Below are 15,963 nucleotides of genomic sequence, written 5' to 3'. Positions count from 1 at the left end.
CCTCCAGAGTATCTGCCCGCACCAGAAAGGGTCTCCACCCCGTCGTCACAGGCTTGGGTCACGACGGGGCGCACCCTCACTCCCGCAACGTATCCTCCAGCGCCCGCGCCAGCGAGGCCGCCTGCTCCCCCGGCAACGGCACCCCCTCGCGCCCGGTCACGTAGAACGCGTCCACCGCGTTGGCGCCCAGCGTGGACACGTGCGCGCTGCGCACCCGCACCTGCGCGTCCTCCAGCGCGCGCCCGATCCGGTGCAGCAGCCCCGGTGCGTCATGGGCGCGGACCTCGATGACCGTGGCGAGCCTGGACGCGGCGGGGGCCACGCTCACCCGGGCCGCCGGCGCCACGATGCCCCGCCGGCGCGGATAGGCGGCGTCCCGCTCGGCCAGACGTCCGGCGATGTCGAGGGACCCGTCGAGGGCGCGTACGAGATCGGCGCGCAGCCGGGCGGCCTGCGGCAGGGACCCGTACTCGGCGGCGACCCGCCAGTCGAGCAGCAGGACGGAGCCGGAGACGCCGTCGGGCAGCTCCAGGGCCCGCAGTTCCGCCGTCCGCACGGTGAGCCGGTGCATGGCGAGGACGCCCGCCACAGCCGGCAGGACGCCCTTCTGGTCCGGTACCGCGATGAGCAGTTCCACGCCGAGGGGTTCCGGCTCGCCCGGGGCCTCCTCGGGGGAGGGTTCGGCCGGCGGTTCGGTCTGGGCCCGCAGCGCGAGCACGGGACCGCCGGTGCGGAACGCCTCGATGGCGAGCCGTTCCTGTTCGGCGGTGGGCGCCGCGGCCTCGGGCTCCTCGGGGTCGTCCCCGGCGAGCACGGCGGAGACCCGCTTGACCAGGTCCGCGACGAGGGACGCGCGCCACGAGGACCAGGCTGCCGGACCGGTGGCGAGCGCGTCGGCCTCGGTGAGCGCGTGCAGGAGCTCCAGCGTGCCCTGCGAGCCGACCGCCTCGGCGACCGAGCGCACGGTCGCCGGGTCCTCCAGATCGCGCCTGGTCGCCGTCTCGATGAGGAGGAGGTGATGGCGTACGAGGGTGGCGAGGGTGGCCACGTCCGTGCGGTCGAAGCCGATGCGGGCCGCCACGTCCCGCGCGATGATCTCGCCGGCCACCGAGTGGTCGCCGGGCCAGCCCTTGCCGATGTCGTGCAGCAGGGCGGAGACCAGGAGCAGGTCGGGGCGGTGGACGCGGCGGGTGAACTCGGCGGCGCGCACCGCCGTCTCGATCAGATGGCGGTCGACGGTCCAGATGTGGACGGCGTTGCGCTGCGGCCGGCAGCGGACGCGCTCCCAGTCGGGCAGCAGCCGGGTGATCAGCCCCTCCGCCTCCAGAGCCTCCCAGACCTCGATGGTCGAGGGGCCGGAGCCGAGCAGGGTGATGAGTTGCTGGCGGGCCTCGGCGGGCCACGGCGTGGGCAGCGGACGGGTCGTGGCGGCCATCCGGCGGACCGCGTGCAGCGAGAGCGGCAGGCCCGCCTGGGCGGCGGCTGCCGCCGCGCGCAGCGGCAGTACGGGGTCGCGGTCGGGGCGGGCGGCGCGGGCGAGGACGACCTCGCCGTCCTGCTCGACGACACCCTCGGCCAGCGGGGAGCGTTCGGGGGCGGGTTTGCCGCCGCCCAGCATGGCGCGCAGCCGCGGTCTCACGGCGCGCGACCGCAGCACGCGCCCCACCTCACGCCAGGTGACATCACTGGCGTACGAGACGACGCGGGCGGCCTCGTACACCTGGCGGAGCAGGGTGTCGGCGTCCAGCAGGCCGAGTTCCGCGGCGACCTGGTCCTGTTCCTGGAGTGCGAGGCGGTCGGTGGCGCGGCCGGTGGCGAGGTGCAGGGCGTCACGAACGTCGAGGAGGCTCTTGCGGGCGTCGGCCAGGCCCTCGCGCGGGGCGTCGGCGAGCCAGGAGGCGGCGACGGCACGCAGTGCGGTGGCGTCGCGCAGGCCGCCGCGGGCCTCCTTGAGGTCGGGTTCGAGGAGGTACTGGAGTTCGCCCTGGCGTTCGGCGCGCTCGGCGCACAGTTCCTGGAGTTCGGGGAGGCGTTTGGGTGCCTGGTTGCGCCAGTCGGCGAGGACGGCCGTACGCAGTGAGGCGGTCAGGCCGAGGTCGCCCGCGATGTGGCGTGCGTCGAGCAGTCCGAGCTGGACCTTGAGGTCCTCGCCCGCCGTTCTGCGTGCCTCGGCGGGGGTGCGGACGGAGTGGTCGAGGTCGAGGCCGAGGTCCCAGATCGGGTACCAGATGCGGTCGGCCAGGGAGGCGATCGCGCCCGAGTCCGCGCCGCCGTCGTGCAGGAGCAGCAGGTCGAGGTCGCTGCGCGGGGAGAGTTCGCCGCGGCCGTAGCCGCCGACGGCGACGAGCGAGACGCCGCGCAGTTTCTCGGCGCCCGCGTCGAAGAGACCGGTGAGCCAGTCGTCGGTCAGTTCGGCGAGGGCCGAACGGCGCGGCGGCCCGGACCGCGCCCCCTCCTGGAGGAGGCGCAGCCGGGCCGCCGCGTAGCCGCTGGGTCCCGAGTCCTCTGCTTCTGTACGCACGTCCGTACTCGTCACCCAGTGGCTCCTGTTCGTCTGCTGACTACAGCGCGTCGGGTCCGCGCTCGCCGGTCCGGACCCGGACCGCCGTCTCGACCGGGACGGACCAGACCTTGCCGTCCCCGATCTTGCCGGTACGGGCCGCCTTCACGATGACGTCGAGCAGCTGCTCGGCGTCGGCGTCGTCGACCAGTACCTCGATACGGATCTTGGGAACGAGGTCGACGGTGTACTCGGCACCGCGGTAGACCTCGGTGTGGCCCCGCTGACGACCGTAACCGCTCGCCTCGGTGACCGTGAGGCCGTGGACGCCGAAGGCCTGCAGGGCCTCCTTGATCTCGTCGAGCCGGTGGGGCTTGACGACGGCGGTGATGAGCTTCATGCGTCCACCTTCTTGCTCGCGGCGCCGGCTGCCGGAGCCGGTGTCGCGGTACGGGCGGCGCCGCCACCGGCACCGCTGAAGTCGTATGCGGTCTCGGCGTGCTCCTCCTGGTCGATGCCCGCGACCTCGACGTCCTCGGGAACGCGCATCCCGATCGTCTTGTCGATCAGGAAGGCGAGCACCGCGGAGGCCACCAGGGAGTAGGCGAGGACACCGAAGACACCGGCGCACTGCTTCCAGAACTGGTCGAGGCCGCCGCCGTAGAAGAGGCCCGCGACGTCGGACTGGCCGCCGCCGGTGGCGAAGAAGCCGATCAGCAGGGACCCGGCGACACCGCCGACGAGGTGGACGCCGACGACGTCGAGCGAGTCGTCGTAGCCGAACTTGTACTTGAGGCCGACGGCCATGGCGCACAGCACACCGGCGATGGCGCCCACCGCGATCGCGCCGAGCGGGGAGACGGCGCCGCCGGACGGGGTGATCGCGACCAGACCCGCGACGGCGCCGGAGGCTGCGCCGAGGGTGGTGAACGCGCCGTGGCGGATCTTCTCGTAGGCGAGCCAGGCGAGCATGGCGGCGGCGGTGGCGACCTGCGTGTTGACGAACATCAGCGCGCCTACGCCGTCGTCGTTGCCGAGCCAGGAGCCGGCGTTGAACCCGAACCAGCCGAACCACAGCAGACCGGCGCCGAGCATCACCAGGGGGAGGCTGTGCGGGCGCATCGGGTCCTTCTTGAACCCGACGCGCTTGCCGATGACGAGGATGACGCCGAGCGCCGCGGCACCCGCGTTGATGTGGACCGCCGTACCGCCGGCGAAGTCGATGACGCCGAGCTCGAAGGCCCAGCCGCCGGTGCCCCAGACCCAGTGGGCGACGGGGAAGTACACGACCGTGGCCCACAGGGCGATGAACAGCGACCAGGCGGTGAACTTCACGCGGTCCGCGAGAGCGCCGCTTATCAGGGCGGGCGTGATGATCGCGAACATCAGCTGGAAGACGGCGAAGACGTAGATCGGGATGGTGTAGCCGTCCCAGAGCTCCATCTTGCCGATGCCGCTGAGGCCGACGAAGTCCGAGGACCATCCGACGATGCTGCCCGAGTCGGTACCGAAGGCCATCGAGAAGCCGTAGAGCACCCACAGGATCGTGATGATCCCCATGCTGATGAAGCTCATCATCAGCATGTTCAAGGTGCTCTTGACCCTGACCATGCCCCCGTAGAAGAAGGCGAGTCCGGGAGTCATGATCAGCACCAGGGCGGAACAGATGAGCATGAACCCGGTGTTGGCGGCAGACAGCGTGGGAGCGTCTGCGGCAAGCGTGATGGCTGGTGCCATCGGCGTCTCCTCGTCGTTGGTACGGCCCCGTGCGGGCGAAGCCATGAGCGGTTGTGAGGGGTGGGCCGGTTATGTGCCAGAGATTGGCGCAGCGCCGTTTCGACCGGAGCCCCTGTATGTTTCGCCCGGGTGACGAAGAGAACGTGCGTGTTACGCGTCGATGAACCGCCGGATTGCGGCGGCGCCGATCGTTATCGTGGCGCAACCTTCCACCGGCCGCACCCCCAGGCGGTACCAACCGCGACCCAAGCCATCGATTGAGCAACCCAGACGGCGCCCAGCCACCTACGCGAGAGCGGCGCCGGTTCAGGCGCGAAAGCCGGACCGGCCGCGGCCTCCGTCCGATGACCTGGCATGGGGGAGCCGAGTCGGGCTGTTATGGACGGTGGTCGCGGCCGGCGTACTGGGGGTCAGCCCGCCTCGGCGGTCTCGGGCAGGTCGATGGCCAGCTGATCGGTCAGGTCGATGACGGCGGCGAGGTCCCCGAAGTCGCGGACGGCCGTGTCGACTGTTTTTCGGATACGAGTGTTGACCCGCTCCGAGCGCACTTTCTTGGCGATCGTGAGGGCTTTGCGCACCAGGACCGTGCTCTGCTCGGGTTCTCGCCGCAGGAGGTGCACCGTGCCCATTCCGACGAGGTTGAGCGCGTATGAACGCTGGTGTTCGGTGTCCTTCTCGAACAGGTCGACCGCTTGCTGCATGACGGGCTCGGCCAGTGACGCGTACGCGGGACTGCGGCCGGCGACATAGGCGAGGTCGCGGTAGGAGTGGCTGTTCTCGCCGTGCAGCTCGGCCTCGGAGAAGAAGCGGATCCAGTCGGCCTCGGGCTCGTCGAACTCCTCGGCGTCCCCGAAGGTGTCCTCGGCCATCCGGACGGCCCGCTTGCACTTCCCGGGCTGCCCCATGTTGGCGTAGGCGCGGGCCTCCATCGCATACAGCATGGACTGCGTACGAGGACTCGCGCAGTCCCGGCTTCCGTACTGCGCCAGGTGGATCAGCTCCAGCGCGTCCTCGGGCCGCCCCAGGTGGATCATCTGGCGGCTCATGCTGGAGAGGATGTACGAACCCAGCGGCCGGTCGGCGGCTTCCTTGGCGGCGTGCAGGGCGAGGACGAAGTACTTCTGGGCGGTGGCTTGGAGCCCCACGTCGTAGCTCATCCAGCCGGCCAGCTCGGCCAGCTCGGCGGCGACCTTGAACAGCCGCCGGGTGGTGGCCTCGGGCTGCGGCTCCTGGAGCAGGTCGGTCACCTCGTGCAGCTGGCCGACGACCGCCTTGCGGCGCAGACCGCCGCCGCACTGGGCGTCCCACTGGCGGAACATGACGGTGGTGGATTCCAGGAGGTCCAGCTCGGGCTGGGAGAGCCGGCCTGGGCGGCGCGAGGCGGCGGCGGAGAGGGCGGGCTCCGGGCGCGGGGTGGTGGGGCTGGGCACCAGCCAGCGCTGCATGGGCTCGATGAGCGTGGGTCCCGCGGAGAGGGCGAGGGACGTGCCGAGGAAGCCGCGGCGCGCCAGCATCAGGTCGCTGCGGGAGAACTCGCTGATCAGGGCGACCGTCTGCGGGCCGGTCCAGGGCAGATCGACGCCCGACACGGACGGTGACCGGTGAGCGGCGCGCAGGCCCAGGTCCTCGACGGCGACGACACAGCCGAAGCGCTCGGAGAACAGCTCGGAGAGGATGCGCGGGATCGGCTCGCGCGGGTTCTCCCCGTCGAGCCAGCGGCGGACACGCGAGGTGTCCGTCGAGATGTGGCTGGCGCCCAACTGGCGTGCTCTGCGGTTCACCTGGCGCGCCAGCTCGCCCTTGGACCAGCCGCTGCGCACGAACCACGAGCCCAACAACTCATTGGGGCGTTTCTCCGTGCCAGTCGCGGTCGTCCCGCTTCCGCCGTTGCCGCCCACTGGAACGCCCCCATCCCTGAACCCACTTGCGCGCTGTATGCGCCAAGCCCTAACAGAATGCCGGTAAACGGGGTCCCCGTCCGACCGTTCTCACCCATCGAACGGGAAGACGAGTTGCCTCCGGCATACCCACAAGTGCATGCGTCCCCAGGACCTGTGCACTCACAGTAATCCGGCGATCACCGCCCCAGCCATGGCGATCCCGGAAACGCCACCATTCGCCACCCCTTCGAATGAACTCGCGGTGGCCGCCACGCGATTCACTTGACACCTGACGGCCGGAAGTGGGCGGAACGATGCACACCGGGGCGCGCGAAACCGGGCGCACCACCCGCGTTGCAACCGGGCGCCGCATTCGAACCGCGCGCGGAGGGGAACGGAGAGTACGGGCGGCAACTGAGAGTCACGACTCGATTCCGGGACGTAACCACGGACAGGCTGGACCCGTTGGAGGGGGCATGGGTTTCACGATCGGCGGCATCCGCGAAATTCGGTCCGGCTCGCGTCGCCGCGGCCGCTCCACGGAGTGCACGGCCGTGGCCGAGTTCACCGGACTGTGGGGCTGGGACGTGGTGCCCGGCGCCCGGGCGGCCGCGGGCGCCTGCTCCTGCGGCCGGGCGGACTGCTCCCGACGCGGCGCGCATCCCCTGGACTTCGCGCCCGTCGTCCCGGCGCGGGCCACCCTGGACGAGGTGACGGAGGCCTGGGGCGAATTCCCCGGCGCCGCGGTGATGCTCCCCGTGGGCCGCGCCTTCGACGTCATCGAGGTCGCCGAGTCCGCGGGCCGCCGGGCCCTGGTCCGGCTCGAACGCATGGGCCTTCCGCTGGGCCCCGTGACCGTCACCCCCGAGGGCCGCGCCCACTTCCTCGTCGCACCCGGCGCAGCGGCCGAACTGCCCCAGCTGCTCTACCGCATGGGCTGGGACGACGCGACGCTAGACCTGCACGGCCTGGGTCCCGGTACGCACATCACGGCCCCGCCCTCCGACCGCGGCGGCCTCGGCCCGGTCCGCTGGCTCCGCTCCCCCGCGCTCGACTCCGCGACGAAGCCGCCGGCCGCCCGACTGCTGCTGGGGACACTGGCGTACGTGGCCCACCGCTCACGCCCGTAGATCTGTCGGCACAGACCCTGGCGGCACAGACCTGTCGGCACAGGCCTCCTCCACAGAGGCCTGCCGATACGGAAGGGCCCCACTCCATCTGCACCATGGAGCGGGGCCCTTCATCACGCACGCACGTGCCGTGCGCGTTCTCACTCTCCGATAAGGGCATCCACGAACGCTTCCGGCTCGAACGGGGCCAGGTCGTCCGCGCCCTCGCCCAGACCGATGAGCTTGACCGGGACGCCCAGCTCGCGCTGGACGGCGATGACGATGCCGCCCTTGGCCGTGCCGTCGAGCTTGGTCAGGACGATGCCGGTGATGTTGACGACCTCGGCGAAGACGCGAGCCTGCACCAGACCGTTCTGACCGGTGGTGGCGTCCAGGACGAGCAGCACCTCGTCGAGCGGGGCGTGCTTCTCGACGACGCGCTTGACCTTGCCCAGTTCGTCCATGAGGCCGGTCTTGGTGTGCAGCCGGCCGGCCGTGTCGATCAGTACGACGTCGGCACCCTCCTGGATGCCCTCCTTGACCGCGTCGAAGGCGATCGAGGCGGGGTCGCCGCCCTCGGGACCGCGTACCGTGCGGGCGCCGACGCGCTCGCCCCAGGTCTGCAGCTGGTCGGCGGCGGCGGCCCGGAAGGTGTCGGCCGCGCCGAGCAGCACGTGCTTGCCGTCGGCGACGAGCACACGGGCGAGCTTGCCGGTCGTGGTGGTCTTGCCGGTGCCGTTGACCCCGACGACCATCACGATGCCGGGCGTGTCCAGCGGCGACTCGGTGTGCACCGTGCGGTCGAAGTCGGGCACCAGCAGCGTGAGCAGTTCCTCGCGCAGCAGGGCGCGCAGCTCCTCGGGCGTGCGGGTGCCGAGCACCTTCACGCGCTCGCGCAGCCGCTCGACCAGTTCCTGGGTGGGCTGCACGCCGACGTCGGCGGTGAGCAGCGTGTCCTCGATCTCCTCCCAGGTGTCGTCGTCGAGGTGCTCGCGCGCGAGGAGCGTGAGGAGCCCCTTGCCGAGCGCGTTCTGCGAGCGGGAGAGCCGGGCACGCAGCCGCACCAGGCGACCGGCGGTCGGTTCCGGGACCTCGACCTCGACCGGGGGTGCTTCGACGACCGGGGCGGTCGCCGAGGCGTCCGGAAGATCCACCTCCTCTATCGTGCGGCGCGGTTCGTCGCGCGGCGTCTCGGCCTCGTCGCCGATGTGCGGCTCGGCCGGCGGAGCCGTGATGTCGGGGGCGGCGGGGGGCGGCGGGGGCAGCTGCCTGCGCCGGCGGCTGCCGACGACGAGGCCGCCGAGCGCGCCGATCACGACCACGGCGATGACTACAGCAAGGATGACGATTTCCATAACGGGTCCAGTATGCGCGACCACCCCTTCCGGTTGCCGTTCCTGCCCTGGGGGCTGCGCCCCCAGACCCCCCTGTCGCGCTTGCGCGCTCGTCCTCAAACGCCGGACGGGCTGAAGATTCGCGGACGGTCCGGCATCTTCAGCCCGTCCGGCGTTTGAGGACCGGGGGTCCGGGGGCAGCGCCCCCGAGTACGTGACGGGAAGGGTAGGGGCGGCGGGGGCGAGAAAAGCCCCCGAGGGGCCGCCCCCCTGGTCGTCTGACAACCCGTCAGCTACCGTCACCCCCACCGAAGCCACCGGCACCCACCCGCCCGGCGAAGGGGACCCTCCCATGCCCGTAACGGTCGTACGTTTCAATCTCGTCGACCCCGCCGCCACACCCCCCTCCCTCAGCGCCCGCTACAAGGCCGCACTGGAGATGTCCGCCTACGCCGACGACCGCGGCATGACCACCGTGCAGACCGAGGAACACCACGGCGCGGCCAACAACTGGCTGCCCTCCCCGTTCACCTTCGCGGGCGCGGTCTTCGGCGCCACCCGCAAGATCGCGGTCACGGTCTCGGCCATCATCGGACCGCTGCACGACCCGCTGCGCCTGGCCGAGGACATCGCCGTGCTCGACCTCCTCAGCGGCGGCCGGCTCATCACGGTCGCGGGCATCGGCTACCGCCCCGAGGAGTACGCGCTCTTCGGCGTGGACTACAAACGCCGCGGCGCCCTCCAGGACGAGCTCCTGGAAACCCTGCTGAAGGCCTGGACCGGCGAGGACTTCGAGTACCGCGGCCGTACCGTACGGGTCACCCCGCGTCCCTTCTCGGATCCGCACCCCCTGCTGCTGGTGGGCGGCTCCTCGAAGGCCGCGGCCCGGCGCGCGGCGCGGCTCGGGCTGCCGTTCTTCCCCAGCGCGCATCTGCCGGACATCGAGGCGTACTACAAGGAGCGGCTCGTCGAGTACGGCACCCAGGGCTGGACCATGATGCCCGCCGCGGTGACCCCGCTGCTGCACCTCGCCGAGGACCCGGACCGCGCCTGGGACGAGCACGGCGAGCACTTCCTCCACGAGGCCCGGACGTACGCCTCCTGGCAGTCCTCCGACATCCGCTCGGCGGTGAAGTCGGGGGCCACGACGGTGGAGGAGCTGCGCGCCGAGGGCGTCTACCGGATCGTGACGCCGGAGGAGTGTCTGGCGCTGGGCCTCGACAGCTACGTACTGCATCCGCTGTCCGGCGGCATGTCCGTCGACGAGGGGTGGCGCAGCATGCACCTGTTCTGCGAAAACGTGCTGCCCCGGCTCAAGGCCCTGTAGGCCTCGGAACCGGGGCGGCACGCCCTCCTACGAGTACGGGGAGAAGGACAGCGGGGACTTGGCCCCTCCCCCCGGGTCGGTGGGGCCGGCGGGCTAGCCCATCTCCTCCAGCGTCTTGCCCTTCGTCTCCTTGACGAACTTGAGGACGAAGGGGATGGAGAGCGCGGCGAAGACCGTGTAGATCACGTAGGTCATGGAGAGGTTCCAGTCCGCCAGGGACGGGAAGCTCGCGGTGATGGCCCAGTTGGCGATCCACTGCGCGGCGGCGGCGACGCCGAGTGCCGCGGCGCGGAGCTTGTTGGGGAACATCTCGCCGAGGAAGACCCACACGACGACACCCCAGGAGAGGGCGAAGAAGAGGACGAACACATGGGCGGCGATCAGCGCGACCCAGCCCTGGGTGGCGGGCAGTTTGCCGTCGACGAGGTCGTAGGAGAAGGCCCAGGCCTCCAGGCCCAGCCCGATGACCATGCCCACGGAACCGATGAGGGCGAGGGGCCGGCGGCCGATCCGGTCGACGAAGATCATGGCGATCACGGTGCCGATGATGTTGATGATCGACGTGGTGAACGAGTAGAGGAACGAGTCCGTCGGGTCGACGCCCACCGACTGCCACAGCGTGGAGGAGTAGTAGAACGCCACGTTGATGCCGACGAACTGCTGGAACACCGACAGCCCGATACCGATCCACACGATCGGCTTGAAGAAGAAGGTGCCGCCCAGCAGGTCCTTGAAGGACGACTTGTGCTCGCTCTTCATCGCGTGCTCGATCTCGGCGACGCGGGCGTCCAGGTCGATGTCGCCCTCGACCTCCCGCAGCACCTCACGGGCCCGCTTGTCACGGCCCGCGGAGATCAGAAAGCGCGGCGACTCGGGGATCGCGAAGGACAGCAGGCCGTAGATGACGGCCGGGATGACCATCACGCCGAGCATGACCTGCCAGGCCTCCAGGCCCATGACCGTGCCGCGCTGGTCGCCGTCGGCGGCGTTGAGGATGCCCCAGTTGACGAGCTGCGAGATGGCGATGCCGATGACGATCGCGGCCTGCTGGAAGGAGCCGAGCCGCCCGCGGTAGGCGGCCGGGGAGACCTCGGCGATGTAGGCCGGGCCGATGACCGAGGCCATACCGATGGCGAAGCCGCCGATGACCCGCCAGAACGCCAGGTCGTACAGGGCGAAGGGCAGTGCGGAACCCACCGCGCTGACGGTGAACAGCACCGCCGAGATCTGCATGCAGCGGATCCGGCCGATGCGGTCGGCGATCCGGCCCGCGGTGGCGGCGCCGATCGCACAGCCGATCAGTGCGATGGCGATGACCTGGGCCAGGGCAGCGGAGCCGACCTCGTACCGGTCACGGATGGCCTCGACGGCGCCGTTGATCACGGCACTGTCGTAGCCGAAGAGGAAGCCGCCCATCGCGGCCGCCGCCGCGATGAAGATGACGTGCCCGAGATGCTCGGGATGAGCCGGTTGGGCTCCGGACTGGGGTGGCTGCGCTGTGCTGGTCACGTGTAACTCCTCGGGCCACCGGCCTCACTGCCGGGGGTGGGGGCGAGCCCTTCCGGACGGTGTCTCCAGTGGCGCACACGTTTACGCCACCCACCACCTGAAGGTAAAAGCAACGAAGCAGAGACTATGCCTTCAAGTTTCGAAGTCAACAGGGGGTCCCGTGAAGAACTGGCACCGAGAAACCACCCTTTGTGACGGACTAGCAAGGGGCTGGCATTCAAGACTTGAAGAGATAGAGGCTGCGTAGCTACGGATACCCCGTAAGCGGCGCGGGGAACGCCACAACCGTCGCCGAACGCGTACGCGTGTTCCCGGGCGGCCGGGACGACCGGTACCGCCGTTCGGGCGAGGGCCGACGCGACTGCCGGCCGGGGGCAGGGCAGCCGTTGGCCGGGGGCGCGGATCAGCGCAGCCGCTGGCTGATGACCTTCGACACTCCGTCGCCCTGCATGGAGACGCCGTACAGCGCGTCGGCGACCTCCATCGTCCGTTTCTGGTGCGTGATCACGATCAGCTGCGAGGCCTCCTGCAGCTCTCGCATGATCCCGATCAGCCGCTGCAGATTGGTGTCGTCGAGCGCCGCCTCGACCTCGTCCATCACATAGAACGGACTGGGCCGTGCCTTGAAGATCGCCACGAGCATCGCGACGGCGGTCAGCGACCGCTCGCCACCCGAGAGCAGCGAGAGCCGCTTGACCTTCTTGCCGGGCGGCCGGGCCTCGACATCGACACCCGTGGTGAGCATGTTGTCGGGATCGGTCAGGATCAGCCGGCCGTCACCGCCCGGGAACAGCCGCCCGAAGACCCCTTCGAACTCCCGTGCCGTGTCCCGGAACGCCTCGGTGAAGACCTGCTCGACCCGCTCGTCGACCTCCTTCACCACCTGGAGAAGATCGATACGCGTCTTCTTCAGGTCCTCCAGCTGCTCGCTGAGGAACTTGTGGCGCTCCTCCAACGCGGCGAACTCCTCCAGCGCGAGCGGATTGACCTTCCCGAGCTGCTGGTAGGCGCGCTCGGCCGCCTTGAGCCGCTTCTCCTGCTCGGACCGGTGGAAGGGGCGGGGCTGGTTGCGCGGATGCTCCGGGTCGTCCGGCAGCTCCTCGCCCTCGGCGGGCAGGGAGGGCGGGACGAGCTGGGTGGGCCCGAAGTCCGCGACCAGGCCCGCCGGTTCGACGCCCAGCTCCTCCAGCGCCTTCGCCTCCAGCTGCTCGATCCGCAGCCGTTTCTCGGCCCCGAGCACCTCACCGCGGTGCACCGAGTCCGTGAGCTTGTCCAGCTCGGCCTTGAGATCGCGGCCCTGGTTACGGGCGACGACGAGCTCCTGCTCACGCCGTGCCTTGGCGCTCTCCGCGGCCGTACGCTCCTCGTCCGCGCGGCCGAGGGAGACCTCCACGTGGGCGAGCAGTTGCCGTGCGCCGGAGGCGACCGCCCCGGCGACCGCGGCCTCGTGCCGCAGCCGCGCCCGGCGCTGCTCGGCGCGGGCCCGTGCCTCGCGTTCGGCGCGCGCGGCCCGGTCGAGCGAGTCGGCCCGTCCGGCCAGCCCCTTGACCCGCTCCTCGTGCGTACGCACCTGGAGGCGGGCCTCCATCTCGGTCTGCCGCGCGTTGGCCCCGTCGGCCGCGAGCCGGTCCCGTACGGAGGTGTCGGGCTCCTCGTCGACCGGCATCTCCTCGGCGACGACGAGCCGTTCGGCCAGTTCCTCCGCCTCCTCCACGGCCCGGTCGAGGGCTTCCTGAGCCCGCGCCGCCGCGGCGGTGCTCCGCTCGGCCTCCCCCACGGCGCCCCGCGCCTGCCCGGCCAGTCGGCCGAGCTGCTGTGCGACCTGGGACTTCTCCCGCTCCCCGGCGCGCCGGCGCTCGCCCAACTCCTCTACGAGAACCGTCCGTTCCTTGCGCAGCTCGGTGGCGCGCTGCTGGGCCGCGCTCAACTCCTCGCACAGCACGCCGAGTTCCGCCAGCTCCGCCGTGGCCTCGTCCACCGACGCCTGCACTTCGAGCAGACTGGGCGCCCCGGCGGAACCGCCCTGCGCGAAATGCGCGCCGAGCAGATCCCCCTCGGCGGTCACGGCGGTCAGCTCGGGCCGCGCGTAGACAAGATCCTCGGCGTCCTCCAGCGTCCCCACCACGACGATCCCCCGCAGCAGCCGCCGTACGGCAGGCATGAGTTCGGAGGGCGCACGAACGAGATCGGCTGCGTACGGGGGGTTGCCGGGGGGCGGCTGGGGGTGTCCGTGACCGGTGCCCAAGGGGTCGGCATGGTCGGCGTGGTCGGCGCCGAGGGATGCGGCGTGATCGGTCGGGCCGCCGAACTGGGCCGCCCCTCCCGACTCGGCACCGCCGCCGAAGTCCCCCGTACTCCCAGTGCCCCCAGTACTCCCAGTACTCCCAGTGCCCCTAGTGCCCCCGGTGCCGGCAGGATCCGGGACCGCCCCGGCGAACCGTTCACCGGCCGGCCCGCCCGGTCGGCTCCCGTCCCTGCTCCCATGCCGGCTGTCCCGGCTCCCGTCCCGGTCCCCGCCATCGGTGGCATCGCCCGTCGTGGACGTGCCGCCCGGGGCCGTGACGGCCCGCGGGTCTCCGGCCGCGAAGGCCGCCGCCCCCGGGGTGTGTGTTGGTCCCGCGGCGAACGTCGGATCCGGCAGGTCCGCCGGGTCCGGGGATCCCGCCAGCAGCAGCGCCGCCCGGCCCGCGTCCTGTTTGCGGAGCAGGCGGATGGCCTCCGCGGCCGAGGCGGGCGTGGTCACCGCGATCGCGTCCGCCGCCGCGCCGAAGGCCGCCGCCAGCGCGACCTCGTGGCCCGGGACGACCGTGAGCAGTTCGGCGGCGGGGCCGAGCAGACCCGAGAGCCGGTCCCTCGCCGCGAGCAGCGCCCCGGTGCCGTCCTTGCGGCGCAGGCCGAGGGCAAGGGCGTCGCGCCGGGCCTGGGTGGCCGCGCGCCTGCGTTCGGCGGAGGTGGCCGCCTCGCGGGCCGCGGTCAGTGCGGACTCGGCGTCGGTGAGGGCCCTCCTGGCCGCCTCGTGCCGTCCGGCGAGTTCCTCGTCACCCGCCTCCAGCCCGTCGACCTCCGCCTTGAGCTGCTCGTACTCCTCCTGGGCGGCGACCGCGCGGTCCTGTGCCTCGTCGCGGGCGGCGGCGAGCCGGTCGATCTCGGACTGGGCGGAGGCGGCACGCGAACGGGCCGCGTTGACCTGGCCGCTCAGCCGGGCCAGCCCCTCGCGGCGGTCGGCGATGGCCCGGGCCGCGTCCTTCAGCCGCCGCTCCTCGACCGCCAGTTCACGCTCCAGGTCGGCCCGGTGGGCGACGGTGTCCTCCAGGGCGTGCTCGGCCGCCCCCAAGGCCGCTTCGAGCTCGGCCTCCTGCTCACGCACCCGCGCGGCCTCGCGCTCCATGTCCTCGGGGTCGCGTCCGCGCCGCTCCTCCGGCGGCTGGGCCGTGGCGCTCTTCACCCGCGCGTCCGCCAGCGAGACCGTGCCGCGCACCCGCTCGGCCAGCTGCGACAGCTCGTACCAGGTCTGCTGGGCCCGCTGCAGACGCGGGGCGAGCCGCCGCACCTCGTCCTCCAGCGTCGCCTCGCGCTGGAGGGCCTTCCGCAGCTCGGCCTCGGCGGCCTCCTTGCGCTCCTTGAGCGCGGCCTCGTCGGCCACCTCGGCCTGGAGAGCCCCTCGCAGCCGTACGAGATCGTCGGCCAGCAGTCTCAGCCGGGCGTCCCGGAGATCCGCCTGGATGACGGCGGCCCGGCGCGCGACGGCGGCCTGCCGGCCGAGCGGCTTCAACTGCCGCCGCAGCTCGTCCGTAAGGTCCTGCACGCGCGCGAGGTTGGCCTTCATCGCGTCCAGCTTCCGCAGCGCCTTCTCCTTGCGCTTGCGGTGCTTGAGGACGCCCGCGGCCTCCTCGATGAAGGCGCGGCGGCCCATCGGATCGGCGTGCAGGACGGAGTCGAGCTGACCCTGTCCGACGATGACGTGCATCTCACGGCCGATGCCGGAGTCGGACAACAGCTCCTGGATGTCCAGCAACCGGCAGGTATCGCCGTTGATCTGGTACTCGCTGCCGCCGTTGCGGAACATGATCCGCGTGATGGTCACCTCGGCGTACTCGATGGGCAGCGCGCCGTCGGAGTTGTCGATCGTCAGCGAGACCTCCGCGCGGCCCAGCGGGGGCCGCCCGGTGGTGCCGGCGAAGATGACGTCCTCCATCTTGCCGCCGCGCAGCGACTTGGCCCCCTGCTCCCCCATGACCCAGCTCAGGGCGTCCACGACATTGGACTTGCCGGAGCCGTTGGGCCCCACGACGCAGGTGATGCCCGGCTCGAACCGCAGCGTGGTGGCCGAGGCGAACGATTTGAACCCGCGCAGGGTCAGAGCCTTGAGGTGCACGCAGCCGGACTTTACCTTCCGGGTCCGTCTCACTCCACGAACGCACGGTTTCGCCCATGAACGTGCAGGGCACACCAGACGTTAAAGAGGGTGAACAGTCGGCAGAGGGTGAACAGTCGGCAGGGGTTGAACGGCCGGCAGAGGTTGAACAGCCGGCGATGAGCGATGGAGTACCGGGGGGAAAGAAAGAAG

General features: G+C 71.4%; 9 protein-coding genes. 2 read left to right on the top strand and 7 right to left on the bottom strand.

Features of this window, described 5'->3' with window-relative positions; genetic code table 11:
• Positions 1-76: 76 nt before the first annotated feature.
• The 4 genes from ACH4DZ_RS37800 to ACH4DZ_RS37785 form a co-directional block, all read right to left on the bottom strand.
• On the bottom strand, positions 77-2,536 hold the full coding sequence (locus ACH4DZ_RS37800; RefSeq protein ID WP_398293098.1) for a [protein-PII] uridylyltransferase: 2,460 nt from the start codon (positions 2,534-2,536) through the stop codon (positions 77-79).
• Between the two features lie 25 nt (positions 2,537-2,561).
• A complete protein-coding gene (locus ACH4DZ_RS37795; protein ID WP_388911245.1) occupies positions 2,562-2,900 on the bottom strand; it encodes a P-II family nitrogen regulator in 339 nt (112 codons plus the stop codon).
• The gene (locus ACH4DZ_RS37790) at positions 2,897-4,237 is read right to left on the bottom strand and encodes an ammonium transporter (RefSeq protein WP_398293095.1); all 1,341 of its coding nucleotides are present in this window, start codon (positions 4,235-4,237) and stop codon (positions 2,897-2,899) included. Before ACH4DZ_RS37790 ends, ACH4DZ_RS37795 begins: the two co-directional genes overlap by 4 nt.
• 410 nt (positions 4,238-4,647) lie before the next feature.
• Positions 4,648-6,135 carry a hypothetical protein gene (locus ACH4DZ_RS37785; RefSeq protein WP_398293093.1) on the bottom strand — a complete coding sequence of 496 codons (1,488 nt, stop codon included), beginning with the start codon at positions 6,133-6,135 and terminating at the stop codon, positions 4,648-4,650.
• Positions 6,136-6,593: 458 nt separating this feature from the next.
• Here ACH4DZ_RS37785 and ACH4DZ_RS37780 point away from each other — a divergent pair, with 458 nt between their 5' ends.
• On the top strand, positions 6,594-7,247 hold the full coding sequence (locus tag ACH4DZ_RS37780; protein ID WP_398293091.1) for a bifunctional DNA primase/polymerase: 654 nt from the start codon (positions 6,594-6,596) through the stop codon (positions 7,245-7,247).
• A gap of 140 nt (positions 7,248-7,387) precedes the next feature.
• Here the strand turns inward: ACH4DZ_RS37780 and ftsY are convergent, their stop codons facing one another.
• Positions 7,388-8,581 carry a signal recognition particle-docking protein FtsY gene (gene ftsY / locus ACH4DZ_RS37775; RefSeq protein WP_398293089.1) on the bottom strand — a complete coding sequence of 398 codons (1,194 nt, stop codon included), beginning with the start codon at positions 8,579-8,581 and terminating at the stop codon, positions 7,388-7,390.
• Between the two features lie 331 nt (positions 8,582-8,912).
• On the opposite strand from ftsY, the gene ACH4DZ_RS37770 reads away from it, so the two are divergent.
• On the top strand, positions 8,913-9,887 hold the full coding sequence (locus ACH4DZ_RS37770) for an LLM class flavin-dependent oxidoreductase (protein WP_398293087.1): 975 nt from the start codon (positions 8,913-8,915) through the stop codon (positions 9,885-9,887).
• A 93-nt stretch (positions 9,888-9,980) separates the two neighbouring features.
• Here ACH4DZ_RS37770 and ACH4DZ_RS37765 read toward each other — a convergent pair whose 3' ends face one another.
• Together ACH4DZ_RS37765 and ACH4DZ_RS37760 are read right to left on the bottom strand one after the other, a co-directional pair.
• Positions 9,981-11,396, bottom strand: coding sequence for a sugar porter family MFS transporter (locus ACH4DZ_RS37765; protein ID WP_398293085.1), 1,416 nt, complete (start codon positions 11,394-11,396; stop codon positions 9,981-9,983).
• Positions 11,397-11,799: 403 nt separating this feature from the next.
• Positions 11,800-15,771 (bottom strand): AAA family ATPase, encoded by a 3,972-nt coding sequence (locus ACH4DZ_RS37760; protein ID WP_398293083.1) that lies wholly within the window; start codon positions 15,769-15,771, stop codon positions 11,800-11,802.
• Positions 15,772-15,963 lie beyond the last annotated feature (192 nt).

This window comes from Streptomyces sp. NPDC017991 (genome assembly GCF_044328075.1).
Classification (GTDB): Bacteria; Actinomycetota; Actinomycetes; order Streptomycetales; family Streptomycetaceae; genus Streptomyces.
The sequence above is the reverse complement of the archived record's forward strand: the minus strand, read 5'-3'. Positions and strand labels throughout refer to the sequence as shown.

What these genes read in the sequence shown, in the direction of transcription:
- ACH4DZ_RS37770 (WP_398293087.1), top strand. Translation starts at nt 8,913, where the DNA reads ATGCCCGTAACGGTCGTACGTTTCAATCTCGTCGACCCCGCCGCCACA.
- ftsY (WP_398293089.1), bottom strand. Translation starts at nt 8,581, where the DNA reads ATGGAAATCGTCATCCTTGCTGTAGTCATCGCCGTGGTCGTGATCGGC.
- ACH4DZ_RS37780 (WP_398293091.1), top strand. Translation starts at nt 6,594, where the DNA reads ATGGGTTTCACGATCGGCGGCATCCGCGAAATTCGGTCCGGCTCGCGT.
- ACH4DZ_RS37790 (WP_398293095.1), bottom strand. Translation starts at nt 4,237, where the DNA reads ATGGCACCAGCCATCACGCTTGCCGCAGACGCTCCCACGCTGTCTGCC.
- ACH4DZ_RS37795 (WP_388911245.1), bottom strand. Translation starts at nt 2,900, where the DNA reads ATGAAGCTCATCACCGCCGTCGTCAAGCCCCACCGGCTCGACGAGATC.